Origin of the sequence: Chryseobacterium sp. GP-SGM7 (assembly GCF_049166575.1) — a bacterium.
In the GTDB taxonomy this organism is placed as follows: domain Bacteria; phylum Bacteroidota; class Bacteroidia; order Flavobacteriales; family Weeksellaceae; genus Chryseobacterium.
This window is the reverse complement of the sequence record NZ_JBMHFF010000001.1, coordinates 517,148-538,352: the sequence shown is the minus strand read 5'-3', so window position 1 is coordinate 538,352 and position 21,205 is coordinate 517,148. Positions and strand designations below refer to the sequence as shown.

Below are 21,205 nucleotides of genomic sequence, written 5' to 3'. Positions count from 1 at the left end.
AACTATTATTTTGGTTAGTAAGGATACTGCATTACATCTTCTCCGAAGACTTCTTTACGGATTAGCGGCAAAGTTGAAATCAGTTTTTTAAGACCTTCAACTCCTTGCTGCTCTGTATTGTGTGAATGATAATCTTCGATTTCGGCTACTTCTTCTTCCCCTTCTGAGAAATACTGAGCATAATTCAGATCACGGTTATCTGCGGGAACACGGTAGAAATCTCCCATATCTTCCGCTTTTGCCATTTCTTCACGTGTACAAAGCGTTTCGTACAGCTTTTCACCGTGACGGGTTCCTATTACTTTTACAGGAACTTCTTTACCGGTCAGTTCAATTAAAGCTTTTGCTAAATCTCCAATACTTCCGGCAGGAGCTTTATTTACAAATAAATCTCCGGGATTAGCATGTTCGAAAGCAAATAACACCAAATCTACCGCATCTTCTAATGACATGAAGAATCTAGACATATTCGGATCTGTAATCGTTATAGGTTCTCCCTTTTGGATTTGATTTAAAAATAATGGAATTACAGAACCTCTTGAAGCCATTACATTTCCGTAACGGGTAAGGCAAACCACAGTTTCAGTGGTATTTCTAGACTCAGCTACAGCCACTTTTTCCATCATTGCCTTGGAAATTCCCATTGCATTGATTGGGTAAGCCGCTTTATCGGTTGACAGGCAAATTACTTTTTGAACTTTATTAGCTGTTGCCGCACGAATTACATTCTGAGTTCCTTCAACATTCGTTTTCACAGCCTGCATTGGGAAAAACTCGCAAGAAGGAACCTGCTTCAACGCAGCCGCATGAAAAATATAGTCGACTCCTCTCGTAGCCGGTTCTACACTTGCAAAATCTCTTACATCACCGATATAATATTTTATTTTATCGTTTTTGTATAAGTTTCTCATGTCATCCTGCTTTTTCTCATCACGAGAAAAAATACGGATTTCTTTGAAATGGTCTGTCTGTAAAAAACGGTTAAGAACAGCTGTTCCGAACGAACCTGTTCCGCCAGTTATTAAAAGTGTTTTATTTTTTATTATCATGATATTTAATGAGTTTATTAATTATATTTATGTAACTATTTGTTCTATCCAAACTTGACCCAAAACGTTTAAGATTTTCTGTGCCCTCGTTTATCAAATTATCTCTTAGACTTTTATCTGTAATTAATTTATAGATAGCATCTGCATAAGACTCAGAGTTTGTTGGTTCACAAAAATAAGCAGAATAACCGCAAATATCACGAGAAAAACCTAAATCTGATGCAACAATCGGTTTTTTCATCAGCATTGCTTCTAAATATGTTGCTGAAAAAACCTCCAAAAGAGTTGGAATAAATACGATATCTGATTGTTTATACAATGAAGGAATTTTTTCCAGCTCTACTTTTCCCAAATAATCAATATTATCATTGCTCGATTCTGGAAAGTTTAATTCGTCTTTTGATAAAGTAATTAAAAATTTAAAATCTTTTAAATGCAATTTTTCCCTTAGAATTCTAATAACTTCAGGGATAATCATCATATTCTTATGTGGATAATTAGCCGTTAAAAATAAAATATTACATGAACTGACAGGTAAATTCATAAAGTCTGCCCAATAATCTGGTTTAAAAAAAATTTCATTAATTGTGTTTCCTACTGTAAAGCTATTTTTCTCAAAATGTTCTTTTTCTGTAAATATTCTCCTTGCATTTTCAGTTTCAAAGATTAAGGCATCAGAGTATTTTTTGAAGCTGTAAGTTTTTATAACCGACATTATTTTATAGTACAGCTTTTCTTTAAATGAAATTTGTTTAAAAAAAGGGGATTCAGGATAAATAATATAAGGAATCGCAAATCCTACCAATTTGGGAAATTTGCTTTTATGGTAAGAAGGACCAAATAGAGTAAAGATGCAATCCGGTTTTACGGTATTTTCGATCTTTTTAACACTTTTGATTCTTTTTGATATAGATTTCTCTTCCGACTTATCCAAATTGTAGAAAGTAAAGTTATTGGGAAACACTTCTTCTCGCAACATATTGGCGCAGTTAACAGACTGTATCACATGAAAATCATCTTTTATTTTCATGTTTTTTAAATCTCTTAAAAAAGAGGCAGCAACCTGTAATCCTCCTCCTGCAAAAAGATTGGAATTATCAATAACTAATTTCATTTTTTTATTCTTTGTAAAAACGTGATGAGATTTTGCGCCGCTTTTTTTCTTGTAAAAGATGCCGAAACTATTTCAAAAGACTTTTCTCCCATTTCTTCTAATTTTGATCTCTCTGTTTCTGCGATTTTATTTATATTTTTAATTAAATCTTCTTCATTAATTTCATTAATAATCCATCCATTCTTATTTTCTGATATAAGATCTTTTGCATTTCCTGCTTTTGAAGAAACTAAAAGACATTTTTTTAGAAATGCAGCTTCTATTGGACTTAAAGGATTGGGATCTGATTTTGTAGGAAGTGCAAATATATCAGCTGAAATAAGATATTCTCTTACATCTTTTGCCTCCAGTTGTCCTGTAAGAATATAATGATTTGAAAGATTATCTTTTACAATCTTTTCTTTTAAATTTTCATAAAACTCTCCCGTTCCGATTTGTACAACATATAAATTATCATTATTAGATTTTTTAAATGCATCGTAAAATTCTAAAACACCTTTTCTAGAATCTAACGAGGAAACCAAAACAATGATTATTTTATCTAAAGGCAGATTTTTTCTATTCCTGCTTTCGATTTTAGAATCTTTGGGAGAAAGAGAAAAAAAGTCTTCATCAACCGTATTAGGCAAAAAATCAACAATTGCTTCACTATTATAATGATGTATATATTCTTTCGATTTTATATTTGGAACCACAAAGTGATTTATGCTTTTTAATACTTTTTTTCGAAGTAAATCAACATACTTATTTGATCTTACCTGAGCGTCAAAGTGACCTTCACTCCAAAATACAATGGGACTATCTACTTTCTTTTTATTTAGAAGCACCTTAATTGTAGCAGGAGCATTCCAACTTCCGGCGATCAAAACCCATTGTGGTTTTAATTTTTTTAAACATGCAGTCAATCCTATATTGATGTGAGGATAAAAATTTTTGAATTCAGGATGAAGACCTTTCAAAAATGTATAAGGATAATTATTTTCCTGCGGAGAAAATTTCCAATGTCTGCCAGGCTCGGTTTCCGCACAATAAATAACGTGTATAGATTCATTTATTTTTAACAGCTCTTCATTTAAAACATTAAAAAAGGCAGTTCTATATGGTGTTGGTATGTTGGTTATGATTGCTAACATATTGTTTTTTATAAAATAATTTTAAGGTAATGAGCAGGAATACCAATAAGGTTACGTTTTGTGGTAAATATCCACGGGTGACTTCCTGAAACATTACCATTGCTATCATTACGATGATTACACGATCGCGAGGGACACTGAGATTTGTTTTTTTTGAAATGTATCCTAAAAAAATACCTAGTATCGTCATGAAGATTATTATGCCAAAAACCCCAAAAGCTATATAGTATTCAATCACATTAGAAATTGCTGCTCCAGCGTATCTTCCTTCCTTTGAATTAAAAGAATTTTTAATGACATTCATTTGGTAAATTTCAGGCTTCTTATTTTCTTCAAAAAAAGATGATGGAATAATTCTAATAAGTATGTGAGCAAACATTGATTCTCCGTAATCATAATCTATATTATTATCCCTCATGTATTTAACTACCATCATTTCTGTTTTGTAATTATCTGTCTGATACATGACAAGTTGGTAAGGAGATAAACCGTTTTCAACCTTAGATTCAAAGGTAACATCTCTGAATTCTAGAGTTCTTAATGCATGTCGATTAAGTGTTATAAAATTAATAGCATAAGAAATTGCACAACCTATGAATATCCATTTTATAATAGTTTTAAAGGAAACACTAGAAGTAATTACAAAATGATAAATAACCCCAATAATTAATAATAAAATACGATATCTAAAACCTAAAATCATATAACATAAGACAGAAGCTATTAAAATAATCCAATGCCAAGATTTATTAAATTTTTTTTCATAGATAAGGATGATGAATGCTAAAATAAGTGAATCGCCCAAAAACATTAAATAATTAAAGAATCCACCACCATATACACCTTCACTCACATTTCTTCTTATCATTGCAACTAATGATAAAAAAAACAACCACATATAATATTTATATTTTGGATTCAAAGTATAAATATATTTGTTATGAATAAAAGTATTATTAGTAAATCTGTAGCTTAGAGCATATCCTAAAAGCATAAAAAAAATACCTATAGAATACAGATCTAAAGTATCATAAAATCCACTGCTGAAATTACCACCTAGATGAGTGTATTTATTAAGATTGGTAGAATTTAAAGGACCTAAAAAGAAGCATATAAAATAAATAAGTAAAATAAACAGCAACAAAAAATGCTTTCGAAAATCTTTCAAAACCATTATCAAACCCAATAGAAACAAAATTGCAAGTATGTAAAATTCCATTTTGATTAGTCAAGACTCTGAATATAATCAGAAATATTATTTCTAAAATTTTCCCATGTTAACTGTTTAGATACGTTGAATCCTCCTTCACCAACTTTATTAATAAGTTGGGGGTTTTCAATCAATAGCTCTATACTCTCTCTAATTTTCACAGAATTTCTAATAGGCACTAGAAATCCATTCTCTCCATTTATGATAATATCCGACGCAATTGTATTTTCTGATGCAATGACAGGAATTCCTGTAGACATTGCTTCGAGAATCACCTGCCCGAAACCTTCTACTAACGAAGGTAATACAAAACAATGAGAACTATGTAAAAGTGAAACCATATCTTTATGTGGAATATTTTTATGAATATTAATCTTTACAGAATAATTACTTAAAAGATCGGTATCAAAAATACCCCTGCCTACAATATTCAATTCTATATTTGGAATACCTTCGATTGCATCTAGTAAATATGTAATTCCTTTTCTCTGATTCAGACTTCCAATAAAAATAATTTTAAAAATAGAATTTTTTCCTAATATTTCTCTTGTTTTGTAAGGATATAAAGTAGTATCAACTCCATATGGTATTATCTTGATTTTTTTATTACTTACACCTTCATTTAATAAAGATTTCGAAGTTACACCACTTGCACATATAATATGACCTGCTAAATGAATCTCCTGAGTAAGATTTTGTAGTACAGTATCTGATACTGAAAATTCATATTCCTGTAATAAAGATTTTTTAGACATCTCATTATGAGCCATTTCTTCCTGTAAGATTTCTTTTACAAAGGTTGTATGTGGATGAAACTGAAATAAAACTTTAGGGTTAACAGGGTTTTCTTCAAAAGCATATTTTGCATATGTATTCATACTTAAAATTGGTACATTATATTTTATTGAGAGTTGTTTAGCTTTTTTACCCAATGCTTTATCTTTAAGTATGCTGTATTTAATATTTTGAGTCAATGAAAATAAGATTTCATAAAAAACAGAAAGTAAACTGATGACCACAAAATTGCTGCTAAGTTCTTCTTTATATCTTTTTTTTAATTTAGACTGTACTGATTGAGGTAATAGCTTTAAAAAAGTTCCTATAACAACTGTATCAAACGGTGTATAAAAATCTGTCACAAGATATTTCAATAATCCTTTTTCAGCGAGAGCCAAAGCAGGAAAAGTTCAGAAAAATAGGAGCAGATAAAGATGAAACGAAACGTCTTCAGGTTGTGAAAAGAAAAATAACACAACAGCTGAAAAAAGAAGATGTCACTTCAACCGAAGTGCTTTTATTATATGGTTGTTGAGATCAAAACTCAATACTAACTTCCAGTTTTTCTGTCAGAAGTTTCGAGATTTTTTCCTTTAAAGGTTCAATATCGATATTCTGCATCGCGTCATTAGCAAAAGCAAACAGCAATAAAGCCTGAGCTTCTTTTTTAGAAATTCCTCTTGCTCTCAAATAAAATAAAGCATCCTGATTAAGCTGGCCAACCGTACAACCGTGAGAACATTTCACATCGTCTGCGAAAATTTCCAGCTGTGGTTTTGTATCAATTTTTGCTCCTTCATTTAATAGTACATTGTTGTTTTGTTGATACGCATTGGTTTTCTGAGCCAATTTATCCACAAAAACTTTTCCATTGAAAACCCCGTGAGACTGATCTTTAAAAATCCCTTTGTAATTCTGGTAACTTTCACAGTTGGGCTGATTGTGATGAACCGCAGTGTGATGATCCACCAACTGATCTTTACCGATAAGGGTAATTCCGTTCATGAAAGAATTAATATTCGATCCGTTTTGAATGAAATCTAAATTATTTCTAACGATTTTCCCGCCAAATGAGAACGTATTTACCGTGGTTAAACTGTCTTTTTCCTGTTTTGCAAACGTGTGATCTACCAAATACGAAGTATCATTATCATTTTGAAGTTTATGCCAATCTGCTTTTGCATTTGGATAGGTGAAAATTTCCGTCACAGAATTTGTGAAAACATATGTTTCATCAAAATTGTGGTGACTTTCGATAACTTCCACTTTTGCTCCGTCTTCTACAATTAATAAATTTCTTGTATTATAGAATGTGTTTTCTTCCTGATTCTGAGAAAGATAAAAAACATGGATTGGTTTTTCAATCACCACATTTTTCGGAACTTTCAGAAAAAACCCATATTTGCAATAAGCTTGATTTAAATTAGTAAAAGCTAAATCTTTTGCAGCAATGGTATTAAAATATTGATCAAAAACATCTTTGTGATTATCATCATTCAATGCATAATTGAAGGATAAAAACTCTGCATTCTCAATAGAAATTTTAGAAAGTTCTTTGTGAAGCTGTCCGTTTATAAAGACAATCCAGTCAAAATTTTCTTCACCCAAATGCAGCTCATCAAGCTGTTCTTTGGTGATATTATGACTTTCTTTCGGGAAAAAATTGTAATCTTTCTCGATGATTTCTTTGATATTGGTATATTTATATTCCTCGTCTTTCTTTGTCGGAAAGCCAAGTTCAGCAAATTTTCTTAATGCACCAACCCTCGTTTCATCTAAAAAACGATGGCGAAGTGTGCCAAGAAATTCGCTGTGATTGTTTAAAATTTGTTCGTTTAAACTCATAGTTTATTTGAAATTTGAGATTTGAATTTTGAAATTACAGACGGTTAAATTTATTACCATTATGTTCCACCGTTTTAAGGTATTTCATAAAACCAGAAATCATTTTTGATAAATCTGTATAGTCGTTTTTCAAATCATTAAATTCACTTTCATTAATAAAATTTCTATCGAATGCTCTTATTAATTGAGATCGAACCTCACCACAAGAACCTTTTGACATTGATAGAAAATTGATAAATTCTTTGTTGCCTTCTCTTTCAAAACCTTCTGCAATGTTATCCATTACCGAAGCTGATGAGCGGTCTATTTGATTTTTAATATTTTGACTGCAGTTTGAACTTTGTATTAGAGTAATAAAAATTTTTTGGCATAATTCTTTAGATTTTTTCCATATTTCTAAATCTTCAAAATTGTTTATTGTTGCCATAATTTCAAATCTCAAATATAAAATTTCAAATTAATTAAGCAGCCAGTCGTAACCTTTTGCTTCTAATTCTAATGCTAAAGATTTATCACCTGTTTTGATGATTTTTCCGTTTGCTAAAACGTGTACAAAATCAGGCTGAATATAATTAAGCAATCTTTGATAATGTGTAATCAAAAGAACAGCATTTCCTTCGCTTTTAAAAGTATTTACACCATCGGCAACGATTCTCAATGCATCAATATCTAGTCCTGAATCGGTTTCATCCAAAATAGCCAATTTAGGATTCAGCATCATCATCTGGAAAATCTCGTTTCTCTTTTTCTCACCCCCCGAAAAACCTTCGTTTAATGATCTTGAGAGAAAATCTTTTTTAATACCCAGCTGTTCAGATTTTTCGCGGATCATGGCCAACATTTCTTTTGCAGGCATATCTTCCAATCCGTTTGCTTTTCTGTTTTCGTTTACCGCAGCTTTGATGAAATTCGTCACAGAAACTCCGGGAATTTCTACAGGATACTGAAACGAAAGGAAAACTCCTTTATGAGCTCTTTCTTCCGGCGCATCTTCGATGATATTTTCACCATTGAATAAAATTTCACCTTCAGTAACCTCATAATCTTCTTTCCCTGCAATTACAGATGAAAGCGTAGATTTTCCGGCTCCGTTAGGACCCATGATCGCATGAACTTCACCTGGTTTTATTTCAAGATTGATCCCTTTTAAAATTTGAGCGCCATCTTCAATTCTGGCGTGTAAGTTTTTAATATTTAACATACGTTTAAATTTATCGCAAGGTTAGACAAAGATTTTCTTTAATCTTCCTATGTTTTAAGATAAACAAAGGCGCTAACGCTTATCAATGTAATACTAGTATTTTATTTTTAATATTGGTCAAGACCGTTTGCGACTCTCATAACACCATTTTTAAATAGTTGAGAATTGAAATTAATAAGCATACCTAACTTATAATTTCCAAGTCTTAAATAATTTTTTAACTGTGCAGCGTGAAAATTGTTTAAGTTATCTACAGATTTAATTTCTAAAACAACCTTGTTCTCAATAACTAAATCCATTCTGAAAGCATTTTTCAATAATAATTCTTCATATTGAATATTCAGATTTTTTTATCTTTCAACTTTTACATCCGCTTTTTGTAGTTCATAAAAAAGACATTCCTCATAAATGTTTTCATATAAACCAATTCCTAATTTCCTATGAATCTTTAATCCTCGATCAAAGACAATTCTTGAAATTTCATTTTCAGTCATCTGTATGTTTTTCGCAAAGATACAAGTTGGAAGTTAATTTCACTCGTATTTCTTTCTTAAGCGTTAGCGGCTTTGTTTATCTTTAAATCAGCAACTAGCTATTTGAAAAATTCTTTGTTTAACTTTGCGATAAAACCAAAAACTACCCTACAGAACCTTCCAAAGAAATCTCAAGTAATTTCTGAGCTTCAATAGCAAATTCCATTGGTAATTTATTTAAAACTTCTTTACTGAAACCATTGACAATTAAAGCAATTGCTCTTTCTGTGTCGATACCTCTCTGGTTACAGTAGAAAATCTGATCTTCACCGATTTTTGAAGTCGTAGCTTCATGTTCTAACTGAGCTGTTGGATCTTTAATTTCAATATATGGAAAAGTATGTGCTCCACATTCGTTACCCATCAATAAAGAATCACACTGAGAGAAGTTTCTTGCTCCTTTTGCAGAAGGCATTACTTTTACCTGACCTCTGTATGAGTTCTGAGATTTTCCTGCAGAAATTCCTTTAGAAATAATCGTAGATTTTGTATTTTTTCCGATGTGAATCATCTTTGTACCGGTATCGGCATACTGATGATTGTTGGTTACTGCAATAGAATAGAATTCACCGATCGAACTGTCACCTTTTAAGATACAAGAAGGATATTTCCAGGTTACGGCAGAACCTGTTTCAACCTGAGTCCAGGAGATTTTTGCTTTATATTCACAAAGTCCTCTTTTGGTTACAAAATTGAAAACGCCACCTTTTCCTTCTTCATTTCCCGGATACCAGTTTTGAACGGTTGAATATTTAATTTCAGCATTATCCATTGCAATTAATTCTACAACAGCTGCGTGAAGTTGATTTTCATCTCTTGATGGAGCTGTACAACCTTCCAGATAAGAAACATAACTTCCTTCATCCGCAATCACAAGAGTTCTTTCAAACTGACCTGTTCCTGCCTGATTAATTCTGAAATATGTTGAAAGTTCCATCGGACATCTTACGCCTTTTGGAATATAGCAGAAACTTCCGTCAGAAAATACTGCAGAATTCAATGCTGCATAAAAATTATCTCCTCTAGGAACAACTTTACCTAAATACTTTTTAACTAAATCAGGATGATTCTTAATTGCTTCAGAAATCGAGCAAAAAATAATTCCTTTTTCAGCTAAAGTATCCTGGAATGTCGTCTTTACAGAAATAGAATCGATTACGATATCTACCGCGACGTTTGAAAGTCTTTTCTGTTCTTCGATATTGATTCCCAATTTGGTAAAAGTTGCCAATAATTCCGGATCAACTTCATCTAAACTTTCCAGTTGTGGATTAGATTTTGGAGCGGCGTAATACTTGATCGCCTGAAAATCTGGTTTTTCATATTTGATATTTGCCCATTCAGGTTCCACCATTTTTAACCAGATTCTGTAAGATTCCAAACGCCATTCTGTCATCCATTCCGGTTCTTCTTTTTTAGCAGAAATAGCACGGACGATGTCTTCATTCAGACCTGTAGGGAAATCTTCGTAATCGATCTTGGTTTCCCAGCCAAATTCATATTTTTTGTTTTCTAAATCGACCCTTAAGTCGTCTTCAGTATATTTACTCATTTTAATAGATTTTAGATTTTAGATTTTAGATTTCAGACTTTAAAGTCTTGAATCTAGTATCTAGCGTCTAATTATAAGCTAAAACTCTCTCCACAACCACACGTTCTGGATGCATTTGGATTATTAAAAATAAATCCTTTTCCATTCAAACCTCCGGAATATTCTAAAACAGTTCCTGCCAAATAAAGTATTGCTTTTTTCTCGACAACGATTTTAATTCCGTTATCTTCAAAAATCTGATCCGTTTCTTCCTTTTTATTATCGAAACCGAGTACATACTCTAATCCTGAACAACCCCCGCTTTTTACCCCAACTCTTATATAATCTTCAGCAGGGTTAAAGCCGTCTTCTGTCATCAGCTGAACTGCTTTTACCTTTGCCTGATCTGAAACCTTTATCATTGTATTAATTTAGAATGATTTAATCTTGCAAAAATACGAACAATAATCAGTAAATAAAAATCGGTGTTTTTATTTTATCGATTTTTATCATCGATGCTTTAACTTTGGCTGAAATTTAAAATCAAAACTATAAATCAGGAAAATAATGAAAAAAATTGGAGCTTTTGCTATGGTATTATTAGCACAGATTAGTTTTGCGCAGGCAAACAGATTTGTGTATCAGGTTACAATGAAGCCAAATGCAAATGATAAGAATGATATTAAAACTGAAAATGCATATTTGGATATTTCAGCAGATAAGTCGATGTTCTATTCGGAAAATAGAATTAAAAGAGATTCTGTGATGCGTGCGAATTTTCAAAGCGGAGGAGCAAGAGGGTTTAACAGAGATCAGATGGAAAGTTTACGAACAGTTATTAATTACTCCATTGAAAAAGACAAAAAAGATCAGAAAACTATTTATAAGGATAGAATTGGCAGAGATATTTATACATACGAAGAAGAACGTCCTTTAAACTGGAAGATCTTATCTGAAACTACAAAAATAGGTGATTATAAAGTGCAAAAAGCAGAAACTGATTTTGGCGGAAGAAAATGGACGGCTTGGTTTACAACAGATCTTCCTTATCAAGACGGGCCCTACAAATTCAGCGGACTTCCGGGTCTGGTCGTAAAAGCAGAAGATTCTACCGGAGAATATTCTTTTGATTTAATGAAAAACTACAAGATCGCTGCTTTCCCGGAAATGAATTCTTTCGGAAATGTTATTAAAGTAAAAAGAACAGATTACGTGAAACAACAGGAAAAGTACAAAACTGATCCGGCTTCATTTATGACTAGCCAGCGCGGCGGCGGAATTTCGCCTCCAATGAGAGTCGGAGGTGGTGGCGGAAATCAAAATCCTGCAGATATGAGAAAGAGAATGGAAGAAAGAGTAAAAGAGGAAGCTAAAAATAACAGCAATCCAATTGAACTGAAATAAATCAAAAAACCCTGAAGGAATTTTCTTCAGGGTTTTTTTTATCTTAAAAGCTGGCTGAATGTATCGCCTTGTTTAATGTCTGTCGCATTGTATCCTTTCATAAACCATTCTTTACGCTGTGCGGATGAACCGTGTGTAAAGCTTTCCTGATTTACATATCCCTGAGATCTTTTTTGAATGTTATCATCACCAACTGCTTCAGCTGCTTCAATGGCAGAATCTAAATCTCCAGGTTCAAGAAAGTTTTCTCTTTGGTTGGAGTATTTCGCCCAAAGTCCGGCATAAAAATCTGCCTGAAGCTCTGTAGCTACAGAAATTTTATTCAATTGCGCTTCAGAATATCTTCCGCTTCTTCTTGCATTATCTGTTTCGTTTAGAGTTCCCATAAGATTTTGTACGTGATGGCCCATTTCGTGAGCCATTACATACGCAATGGTAAATTCTGTGACTTTAGCGCCAAAATTTTTCTGCAATTCTTTGAAAAAACTCATATCCATATAAACCGATTCATCTGCCGGACAATAAAATGGTCCCATTGCAGACTGAGCAGTTCCACAACCTGAATTTGTTGCACTTTCAAACAAAACTACTTTCGCAGGTCTGTACTGCATCCCGTTATCTTTAAAAATCTGAGCCCAGGTTTGTTCGTTTTCTGCAGTAATCATTTTCACAAACTCGCCGATTTGCAATTCGCCCTGACTCAATTCACGCTGCTCCGTTCTCGGTGCTGAACTTCCACCTCCCGAAGAAAGTATTGCGGAAGGATCTCCACCTAAGAAAAATACAATTGCAGCGATAATAATGGTCCCTAAACCACCACCAACAATTGCACCTCCACCACCTCCAGATCCGCGTCTGTCGTCTACGTTTGTGCTTCTGTCTTCAGTCCATTTCATATTTTGTATTTATTTTTATGTAAATTTAAAATTATTATTATTAACTCTTTTATTTAATAAAAAAATATTGAAAGAGATTTACTAAAGTTATGCCAATAAAAAAGGAGCATTTAAGCTCCCCTTATTACTATCTGTATTTACATTTTATGAATGTCCGAAACCTATATTTCCTTTTTTGTCGGAAAGATTTCTTTTAAAATTAATCATGCTTAAAGCGGTTACTGCTGCTTCAACACCTTTGTTCCCTAAGTCACCACCACTTCTTGCGATTGACTGCTCTTTGGTATCGTCTGTTAAAACGCAGAAAATTGTCGGAGTATCGGTCAGAATATTACAGTCTTTAATTCCTTGCGCTACTGCATCACAAACGAAATCAAAATGCGGAGTTTCTCCTCTGATGACGCATCCGATTGCAATTACAGCATCAAACTTACGTTCTTTGCAAAGTTGCATGCTTGCATAATTCAATTCAAAAGCTCCGGGAACGGAAAACTGTTTTATATTTTCTGCCTTTACGCCTTCTTTTTCAAGAATTTCCAAAGCTGCGTCACGAAGATTATAAGTTATAAAGTCATTCCACTCAGAAAAAACAATGCCGATAGAAAAATCTTCGGCATTGGTAATATGGAGTGGCTTGTAATCTGAAAGATTAACTGTTGCCATGTTTTAATTTAAATATTTAGTCATTTCTATATAAGAATCAGACATTCCATTGTCATAATCCTGATATTTTTCGTCGATTGTAGCGAAGTATTTTTTAGCTTCTGCATTTTTCTTCATTCCTAAAGCTACGATTCCTGCTTTTCTTGTGAAATAGTAAGAAGTGTAAGGATCATCAGACGCTGAAGCAGCTTTGTCTAATAATGCTAAAGCTTCATCATTTTTGTTAAGACCAGATTTAGCATCTGCCATTACCCCAAATTTCATTGCGGTTAATGTTTTATTGTCAGACGAAAATTTATCTAAAAGATCATAAGCTTCCTGATATTTTCCTTCTTTAAATTTAAGCAACCCTGCATTGTAAGCAGAAAGTTTACCAATTTTTGTTGAAGAATATTCGTTGTAAGTTCCCAAAAAACCTGGGTTAGCCGCAGATTTTCCACCTAGAGCTTCTTTATCTTTACCTTCTGTAAGATTTTTTTGTGCTGTAAGATATGTTTTTACAGCTTCAGCATTATTTGGAGCGACAACAAACTGTTGGTATCCGAAATAGGCCAATACTCCAACTACCAAACCTACAAATACGGCACTTAGTGGTTTTTGATATTTTTCCAGGAATCTTTCTGTGTTTAAAGCCTCTCTGTCAAGGTCTTTAAAGAATTCTACTGTTTCTTTTCCTTCTTGCTCGTTTGGAGCATTTTTTCCCAATTTTGCCATAAATTTTTAAAAAATTGAACTGCAAATTTAATTGTTTCTGAGTGATTTACAAAATACTTTGCAGGTATTCTCAAATGATTTTTAATTTCTTTACTGTTTAATTAATTCTTTGTGGTTTTTGTGGTCAATATTTTAACGCAAAGTTCGCAAAGATTTTTTTAATTACTGTGTGTTTTAAGGTTCGCAAAGGCGTTTGACTTCGTCGAATCTTCGATTTCACTCAGCTAAAAACACAAAGTCATTCAAATTAATATGATTGATAAGAATTTTTAATATTCTAAAGTGTGATAAATTTCGGCGTTGAATTTTTTAAGTTTTTCGTCTCCTTTCAGATCTTTTAATCCAATTAAAAAGCTGAACTGTACAACTTCTGCACCTTGTTTTTCTACTAATTTAGCAGCAGCTTCTGTAGTTCCGCCCGTTGCTAAGAGATCATCATGAATTAAAATTCGCTGTCCTTTTTTTATCTGTCCTTCTCTGGTTTCAATTTCTGCACTTCCATATTCCAAATCATATTTTTCTGAAATGATTGGTGGCGGAAGTTTTCCTTTTTTTCTGATTAAAATAAATGGAACTTTTAGAGCTACAGCGATGGCAATTCCGAAAAGATAACCTCTGCTTTCAATTCCGCAAACTGCATCTACTTTTCCTTTGCTGAATTTTACCAAATCTTCGATGACTTCTTCATACAGTTTTGAATCAAGAAAGATCGGCGAAATATCTTTAAACTGAATTCCCGGAATCGGAAAATCAGGGATATTTTCTATAGTTGCTTCAAGTTTTGAAATAAGTTCCTGCGATGCCATTTTAAGGATTAATCTTATAGCTGGAAATTTTCCATTCTCCGTTTACATTTTTGAGACCAAAAGTTGCCTTTAAAGATGTTGTTCTTCCATTTTTATCTGTTACATCGTACGTTGCATTTACACTAGAAACATTAGCGTTTGTAGCATTTGTCGTCACATTTTTTACGCTTACGTTTTTGATCGCTCCAAAACCTGAAGTCGGGTTTGAAAATGATTCATAGCTTCCCCAGCTTGGGTTGCTTGAAGAATCAAAGGCAGCTTTTAGATTCTGCGAACTTACACTGCTAAGAAACTTATTCACCGTTGCTTTTGGGTCTGCGGTAGGCTGTTTTGGAGCTGTTGTAGGATCTATTGTCGTTGTAGGTGGAACTGAACCATTTGGATTACTCGGATCAATTACAGCATTAGGATCCTGATTAATCATTGTAGAGTCTGTTTTTGGGGCTTCAGGAACTTTCAATGCTGAAGGGTTTACATCTAAACCAATTTTAGACATTTTAAATGTTTTCGCAGTTGTTTTTACAGAAACTGTTATATCAATTTTATTGTCAACAATTTTTGAAGCCAATAAAGATGAAAATTTAAGATTAAAACCTTTAAAATTATTATCCTGCATTAAGTTTTTTGCAGTTGAAAGCTTTACACCATTACTGAAAACTTCCAAGGTTGTTTCTAAAGCAGCTCCTGTAAATGCAATAGGATTTCCAGAGTTGTCAACTAATCTCGGTGCGATTTGAATTGCTGTAGGACCGTTTCCTGTATCGCCGGAAAATTGAGTAAGAATGCTTAAAGAACTTGCTCTTACATCATTCGGGTCACTTTCTTTAGCTTTGTCATCCCCAAAAATATTCATTTCACCTAAGGAAGGTGGAGCTGTACTTGCCCATTCAATACCATTTTTCTGCGCAACCTGATCTGCCAAAGCCAAAACTTCGGGTACTTTTTTACCGTTGATTAGCTGTCCGAGAGCTTTCAGTTCATTAACATCGCCTTCAGCTTCTACGCCGAAAGTCTTCAAAATATAAAGCGCTTCGTTAAACTTTATCTGTTTAATTGTGGTAAGACTCGATGCCATATCGTTGATACTCGACTGTAAAGTCTTGGTGGTAGTCGCATCTACGCTGTCTTTTTTACAAGATGTAAAAAGCAACAGGCTGAACATGAGTAGCAAAGCAAACTTTTTCATTTTAATTATGGTTTATGGCAAATTTAGGAAAACCTTTATTAATACAGATTTTTATTTTTTGTTTTCTTTTTCTTTCAGATCTTCCTTAAAGAACGATGAGAAAATTGCCTGCATGTTTGGAAATGCTAAATCCTGCCAATAATTTGAGGAATAACTGCTGTTGTTTTTATTTAATTTTACTTTACCTTCAACGTCATTGTCATCTCGGAAATCTAATTCTGTAGGATAAAAGTTTTTGTAAGAAATAAGTTGATTGTAATCTGGTTCGCTTTTATGTTTAAATTTAATGTAACCAATTTCGTTGGATTCAAGGAAGTCTCTCAAATCTTTTTTAGAATCTTTTTCATAAGAATGATTTATTAAAGCTTTAATGTCATAAAGTCTGTAGCCAAAAAGAGCCATTTCTTTTTCCTGCAGTGCACTACCGCTGATTTCTATTTCGTCTTTTGTATTTCCCTTTAGTTCTTTAATCGTAGCTTTTTTATTCTTATACTCATCAATATTTCCGACGTTTGGCAATTGAGGAAGGTCTAAAAATGCATTGTAATCTAAAAGACCGGTTTGTTTTCTGTCGGTTGAAGGATTTTCTAATCTGAAAACTCTGTATTGTTCTATGTTTTTGCTTTTCAGCTTTTTCGTTTTATTATCGAAAACGTAGGTGGCAATTCCATCGACGTAACAGTTCAATTTGCCATTTACTGTTACATAAGCATTAAAATTTCCTTTAACGAAAACATATTTTGCCGGTTTGTTATTTTTAATAACAACCGCTTCTATATCCTTTACTCTGTCATTCAATTTTACAACATCTTTGTTGATTTCGTTAAATGATAAAGTGGCAATTGAAATATTATCATAAACCAGCTGAAATTTTTCCTGATCCTGAGAAAGGGTAGATTTTTCAATTTTTCCATCGATGTCTGATGTTGCTAAGATATTTCCATCTTTTCCAAATACAACAACTTTAGGTAATGGCTGTCCGGTTTTTTCAGAAACAAAACTGATGCTCTGTGCATTGAAGATGCTGAAAAAAATGATAAATAGAAAATTTAGTAAGTACGATTTTTTCATGGTTTTAATTTAGTTTAAAAGTAAGGAATTAAGTCTATCATTAAGACAACAATTTTTGAAAAAGGTTGCCTGTTTGAAGCAAAAAAAAGACTGATTTTTAAAAATCAGTCTTTTTCAAATTTATTTTTTTACAAGCCCTTAGAAAGGATACTCATAAATTTCAGATTCGTGTAAGTAAGGGTTACCTGTAGGAATTAATTTAAGCTTAGTTAATGCTGAAAGCACTGTAAACATAAACAATCCAGCGATGAATAGGATAGAACCAGCTACTAATAATAATACTTCAGGAGTATTCCAGTAAGGTCCTACTGTTCCCGGCATTACCATGTTGAAGTAATCCAGGATATGACCACAGATTACAATAACAGCCATAATAGTCACTACTTTATAATTTCTCTTGATACTGCTACTAACTAATACCAATAATGGTAATACAAAGTTTACAACCAGCATTGGCAAGAATGTAGGAGAGTAGTGCTCGAATCTTCCGAAGAAATAATTTACTTCTTCCGGTACGTTTGCATACCAATACAACATGAACTGTGCAAACCAGGTATACGTCCAAAGTAAACTTGTAGCGAAAAGGAAAACTCCTAAATCGTGCAAGTGATTGTCATTAAACTGAGGTAAGAAACCGTTTTTCTTAAGATAAACACTTAATAAAATAATTACAGCAATACCACTGGATAAACAACTTACCATAGAATACCAAATATACATTGTAGAGTACCAGTGAGGGTCGATAGACATCAACCAATCCCAAGCCCAAGATGCAGAAGCAAATCCGAAGAATGCAATGTATCCTACAGCCCATCTGTAAAGGAACTGATATTCTACTAAAGATTTAGTATCATCTACTTTCTTAGACTGAGCTTTAAGCTTCCAAGCGAAGAAAGACGCTCCTACTACATAGATAATCGTTCTGATTGCGTAGAAAGGAATATTTAAGAATTTTTTCTTCTCATATAAGATCACATCGAAATGACCAGATTCTGGGTCTGTCAATTCAGGATCCATCCAATGGAAAAGGTGACCGTTGTGCGTAATATTAATAATCATAAGGATAATTAGAATTGCACCACCCCAAGGAATGTAAGAAGCAATAGCTTCCATTACTCTTGTAATAATAATTGGCCATCCTGCATGAGCAGCGTGCTGAATACAGTAGAAAAATAATACTGCCGCACTTACTCCGAAGAAAAATACTGCTACAAAATGAAGTGAAGCTAATGGCTGATTGTGAACCTGCATTTCTGCGTGCTCCAAGTGCGCAGCGTGATCTTGAGGTCCCACCATTTCGCTGGAGTGTGTAGGAGAATTATGACCGGCAGAATGTACTGCTTCCATCATGTGCTCAATTTTTTCTGTAGAAAGTCCTCTGTTTAAAAAGAAACCTGCAGCAAAAAGAACTATACCTACAACAAGAAGGATTATAGAAGTTGATTTTAATTTTGGTGAAAAACTATACATTTCTTTTCTTATTTTTTAGTTTCGGTAGTCTCAGTTTTAGCCGGAGTAGCTGCCGCCACTGTCGCTGGAGCTGCACTCTTTTTAAAAGCATTCATTACATACATTGCCACTCTCCATCTGTCTCCTGCATTCAATTGTCCTGCATAAGATCCCATTGCATTTCTACCGTTTGTTAGTACATAGTGTACAGATCCTACAGTGATTTCTCTGTCTGCATAATTTGGTACACCAGAATAAGCTCCGCTTTGTACAATTGGCCCTTGTCCGTCACCACCAGTTCCGTGACAAGCTGAACAAGTATGGTCAAAAAGTATTTTACCTCTTTCTAAATCTTTTGCTGCATTTGCAGGATTTAGAGGAGACACAGTAATTCCTTTTGAAGCATCATAACCTGTGTTGTATTCATCTGGTGTTTTTGGAAGTTTGCTTTCCTCGAATACACCATCTTTATTTTGAGCTACTGAACCTTCTACAGGAGAAAGACCAGTTGCACCATTATTTTTTACAAATGCAGGAATTTCATTTTCATGATCTGAATAAGCATCCTGAGCTTTCATCAACGGATCGTATGCCACTGGGAAATACATATCCGGGAAATAAACTAGAGGTGCATTTTCATTCGGTCCGCAAGAATTAAGTAAAACTGTGGTTAAACTTAAAATTGCTGTAATTTTTAATACATTCTTTTTCATTTTAAGCATCTTTAACAGTTATTTCTTCTACTCCGGTTTCAATTAGCAACTGTTTTACAGATTCTACATCTTCAGTAATAAATTCCATAAGAAACTTATCATCTGTAGTTCGAGGATCTGGGTTTTGAGCGGGTGCAGCAGGATACATTTTATTTCTTACAAAGAAAGTTAAAGACATCATGTGAGCACAACAGAATACCATTAATTCAAACATTGGGTCAATAAAAGCCGGGAAGTTGTTGATCCATCCGAAAGAAGGCTTACCTCCAATATTTTGCGGCCAGTCGTGGTTCATAATATACCAGGTTACCGTCAAACCAATAGAAACTCCATAAAGTGCATAAATAAAAGCAGCATCGGAAATCCTGGTTTTCTTCAAACCTAAAGCCTTGTCTAGCCCGTGAACAGGAAATGGTGTATAAACTTCGTTTATTGCAATCCCTTTATCGTTGAATGCTTTAACGCCGTTCATCAGATCGTCGTCGTCCGCATAAAGTCCGTATACAATTTTAGTGGTGCTCATCTCCTTCTTTTACTTTATATGTTTCACCTGAGATTTTCAAAATCGATTTCAATTCGGCCTGTGCAATTACAGGGAATGTTCTTGCGTATAATAAGAATAATGTAGAGAAAAACCCGATTGTTCCTAAATACACACCTACATCAATGATTGTTGGTTTAAACATCGTCCAAGAACCAGGCAAGTAATCTCTTGAAAGGTTGATTACAATAATGTCGAAACGCTCAAACCACATACCGATGTTAATGATTAATGCGATAATAAATGTTGCAATAATATTTGTTCTTACTTTTTTAAACCAAAATAATGCTGGAATAACAAGGTTACAGATAATCAATGCCCAGAAAGCCCACCAATAAGGTCCAACAGCTGCACCTGGAGAAAGATAGGTAAAGTCTTCATATCTTGAACCAGAGTACCATCCGATGAAATATTCTGTTGCATAAGCTACCGTTACCATACCACCGGTTAATACAATTACGATGTTCATAATTTCAATATGATACATAGTGATGTAATCTTCAAGGTGACAAACTTTTCTAGCAATTAACAATAGTGTCTGTACCATCGCAAATCCTGAGAAGATAGCTCCGGCAACGAAGTAAGGAGGATAGATTGTAGAGTGCCATCCTTTAATTACTGACGTAGCAAAGTCAAAAGATACAGTAGTGTGTACTGAGAATACAAGTGGAGTTGCTAAACCTGCAAGAACCAAAGATACTTCTTCGAATCTCTGCCAGTGTTTTGCTTTACCACCCCAACCGAATGACAGGAAAGTATAAATTTTCTTAGTCCAAGGAGTTTTAGCTCTGTCTCTGATCATTGCAAAGTCAGGAATCAAACCGATAAACCAGAATACTGTTGATACTGAGAAATAGGTACAGATTGCAAATACGTCCCAAAGTAGAGGAGAGTTGAAGTTAGTCCAAAGTGAACCAAACTGGTTTGGAAGAGGGAATACCCAATATCCTACCCAAACTCTACCCATGTGAATAAGCGGGAAGATTGCCGCCTGTACAACTGCGAAGATCGTCATTGCTTCCGCAGAACGGTTTACAGACATTCTCCAGCGCTGTCTAAATAATAATAATACTGCGGAGATAAGTGTTCCGGCGTGACCGATACCTACCCACCATACGAAGTTGGTAATATCCCAACCCCAGTTAATAGTTCTGTTAAGCCCCCATGCTCCAATACCTGTTCCGATAGTGTAGGCGATACAGCCGAATCCGTAGATGAAAAGAACTAAGGCTGCGTATAGTGAGATCCACCATAATTTACCTGCTCTTTCTTCGATAGGTCGTGCAATATCTTCTGTGATATCGTGATAAGTTTTGTGACCAATAATCAGAGGTTCCCTTATCGGAGCTTCGTAATGTCCTGACATTTT

Annotated in this window: 21 protein-coding genes and 1 pseudogene; 1 reads left to right on the top strand and 21 read right to left on the bottom strand. The window is 33.8% G+C overall.

All coding sequences use genetic code 11. The features are described from left to right. Positions 1-14: 14 nt before the first annotated feature. From ACOOWA_RS02515 to ACOOWA_RS02465, 11 genes and pseudogenes are all read right to left on the bottom strand, one after another. On the bottom strand, positions 15-1,049 hold the full coding sequence (locus ACOOWA_RS02515) for a polysaccharide biosynthesis protein (RefSeq protein WP_421373008.1): 1,035 nt from the start codon (positions 1,047-1,049) through the stop codon (positions 15-17). Continuing rightward, positions 1,033-2,079: a glycosyltransferase family 4 protein gene (locus ACOOWA_RS02510; RefSeq protein WP_421373007.1), complete on the bottom strand. Its 1,047-nt coding sequence runs from the start codon at positions 2,077-2,079 to the stop codon at positions 1,033-1,035. Before ACOOWA_RS02510 ends, ACOOWA_RS02515 begins: the two co-directional genes overlap by 17 nt. An 80-nt stretch (positions 2,080-2,159) precedes the next feature. Beyond that, positions 2,160-3,296 carry a glycosyltransferase family 4 protein gene (locus tag ACOOWA_RS02505; protein ID WP_421373006.1) on the bottom strand — a complete coding sequence of 379 codons (1,137 nt, stop codon included), beginning with the start codon at positions 3,294-3,296 and terminating at the stop codon, positions 2,160-2,162. Then, positions 3,259-4,515, bottom strand: a complete 1,257-nt coding sequence (locus ACOOWA_RS02500; RefSeq protein WP_421373005.1) for an O-antigen polymerase — start codon at positions 4,513-4,515, stop codon at positions 3,259-3,261. The genes ACOOWA_RS02505 and ACOOWA_RS02500 overlap by 38 nt, the downstream gene beginning before the upstream one ends. Positions 4,516-4,520: 5 nt before the next feature. Continuing rightward, the gene (locus ACOOWA_RS02495) at positions 4,521-5,681 is read right to left on the bottom strand and encodes a glycosyltransferase (protein WP_421373004.1); all 1,161 of its coding nucleotides are present in this window, start codon (positions 5,679-5,681) and stop codon (positions 4,521-4,523) included. 139 nt (positions 5,682-5,820) lie between these two features. Next, positions 5,821-7,128, bottom strand: a complete 1,308-nt coding sequence (gene sufD, locus ACOOWA_RS02490; protein WP_421373003.1) for a Fe-S cluster assembly protein SufD — start codon at positions 7,126-7,128, stop codon at positions 5,821-5,823. A 34-nt stretch (positions 7,129-7,162) separates the two neighbouring features. Further along, a complete protein-coding gene (locus ACOOWA_RS02485; RefSeq protein WP_421374634.1) occupies positions 7,163-7,555 on the bottom strand; it encodes a four helix bundle protein in 393 nt (130 codons plus the stop codon). A 30-nt stretch (positions 7,556-7,585) separates the two neighbouring features. Next, positions 7,586-8,329 carry a Fe-S cluster assembly ATPase SufC gene (gene sufC, locus ACOOWA_RS02480; protein ID WP_421373002.1) on the bottom strand — a complete coding sequence of 248 codons (744 nt, stop codon included), beginning with the start codon at positions 8,327-8,329 and terminating at the stop codon, positions 7,586-7,588. A 107-nt stretch (positions 8,330-8,436) separates the two neighbouring features. Continuing rightward, positions 8,437-8,823: pseudogene (locus tag ACOOWA_RS02475) on the bottom strand (GxxExxY protein). A gap of 142 nt (positions 8,824-8,965) precedes the next feature. Continuing rightward, positions 8,966-10,414, bottom strand: a complete 1,449-nt coding sequence (gene sufB / locus ACOOWA_RS02470) for a Fe-S cluster assembly protein SufB (protein ID WP_421373001.1) — start codon at positions 10,412-10,414, stop codon at positions 8,966-8,968. A 71-nt stretch (positions 10,415-10,485) separates the two neighbouring features. Beyond that, positions 10,486-10,815 (bottom strand): HesB/IscA family protein, encoded by a 330-nt coding sequence (locus ACOOWA_RS02465; protein ID WP_421372999.1) that lies wholly within the window; start codon positions 10,813-10,815, stop codon positions 10,486-10,488. A gap of 145 nt (positions 10,816-10,960) precedes the next feature. Between ACOOWA_RS02465 and ACOOWA_RS02460 the strand changes: the two genes are divergently transcribed. After that, entirely contained in the window at positions 10,961-11,797 is an 837-nt protein-coding gene (locus ACOOWA_RS02460) for a GLPGLI family protein (protein WP_421372998.1), read from the top strand. Between the two features lie 38 nt (positions 11,798-11,835). On the opposite strand, the gene ACOOWA_RS02455 is transcribed toward ACOOWA_RS02460, so the two are convergent. From ACOOWA_RS02455 to nrfD, 10 genes are all read right to left on the bottom strand, one after another. Continuing rightward, complete coding sequence (locus ACOOWA_RS02455) at positions 11,836-12,693, bottom strand: neutral zinc metallopeptidase (RefSeq protein ID WP_421372997.1); 858 nt, start codon at positions 12,691-12,693, stop codon at positions 11,836-11,838. A 144-nt stretch (positions 12,694-12,837) separates the two neighbouring features. Beyond that, on the bottom strand, positions 12,838-13,356 hold the full coding sequence (gene ribH, locus ACOOWA_RS02450; protein WP_421372995.1) for a 6,7-dimethyl-8-ribityllumazine synthase: 519 nt from the start codon (positions 13,354-13,356) through the stop codon (positions 12,838-12,840). A gap of 3 nt (positions 13,357-13,359) precedes the next feature. Next, entirely contained in the window at positions 13,360-14,070 is a 711-nt protein-coding gene (locus tag ACOOWA_RS02445; protein WP_421372994.1) for a tetratricopeptide repeat protein, read from the bottom strand. Positions 14,071-14,339: 269 nt separating this feature from the next. Beyond that, on the bottom strand, positions 14,340-14,876 hold the full coding sequence (locus ACOOWA_RS02440; protein ID WP_421372993.1) for an adenine phosphoribosyltransferase: 537 nt from the start codon (positions 14,874-14,876) through the stop codon (positions 14,340-14,342). A gap of 1 nt (position 14,877) precedes the next feature. Further along, entirely contained in the window at positions 14,878-16,062 is a 1,185-nt protein-coding gene (locus ACOOWA_RS02435; RefSeq protein WP_421372991.1) for a hypothetical protein, read from the bottom strand. A 51-nt stretch (positions 16,063-16,113) separates the two neighbouring features. Continuing rightward, the gene (locus ACOOWA_RS02430) at positions 16,114-17,133 is read right to left on the bottom strand and encodes a hypothetical protein (RefSeq protein WP_421372990.1); all 1,020 of its coding nucleotides are present in this window, start codon (positions 17,131-17,133) and stop codon (positions 16,114-16,116) included. A gap of 138 nt (positions 17,134-17,271) precedes the next feature. Then, entirely contained in the window at positions 17,272-18,603 is a 1,332-nt protein-coding gene (locus ACOOWA_RS02425) for a quinol:cytochrome C oxidoreductase (protein ID WP_421372989.1), read from the bottom strand. Positions 18,604-18,611: 8 nt separating this feature from the next. Further along, positions 18,612-19,304 carry a c-type cytochrome gene (locus ACOOWA_RS02420; protein WP_421372987.1) on the bottom strand — a complete coding sequence of 231 codons (693 nt, stop codon included), beginning with the start codon at positions 19,302-19,304 and terminating at the stop codon, positions 18,612-18,614. Then, positions 19,297-19,818 (bottom strand): DUF3341 domain-containing protein, encoded by a 522-nt coding sequence (locus ACOOWA_RS02415; RefSeq protein ID WP_421372986.1) that lies wholly within the window; start codon positions 19,816-19,818, stop codon positions 19,297-19,299. Before ACOOWA_RS02415 ends, ACOOWA_RS02420 begins: the two co-directional genes overlap by 8 nt. Next, positions 19,805-21,202 (bottom strand): NrfD/PsrC family molybdoenzyme membrane anchor subunit, encoded by a 1,398-nt coding sequence (nrfD, locus tag ACOOWA_RS02410; RefSeq protein WP_421372985.1) that lies wholly within the window; start codon positions 21,200-21,202, stop codon positions 19,805-19,807. The genes ACOOWA_RS02415 and nrfD overlap by 14 nt, the downstream gene beginning before the upstream one ends. Between the last annotated feature and the right edge of the window lie 3 nt (positions 21,203-21,205).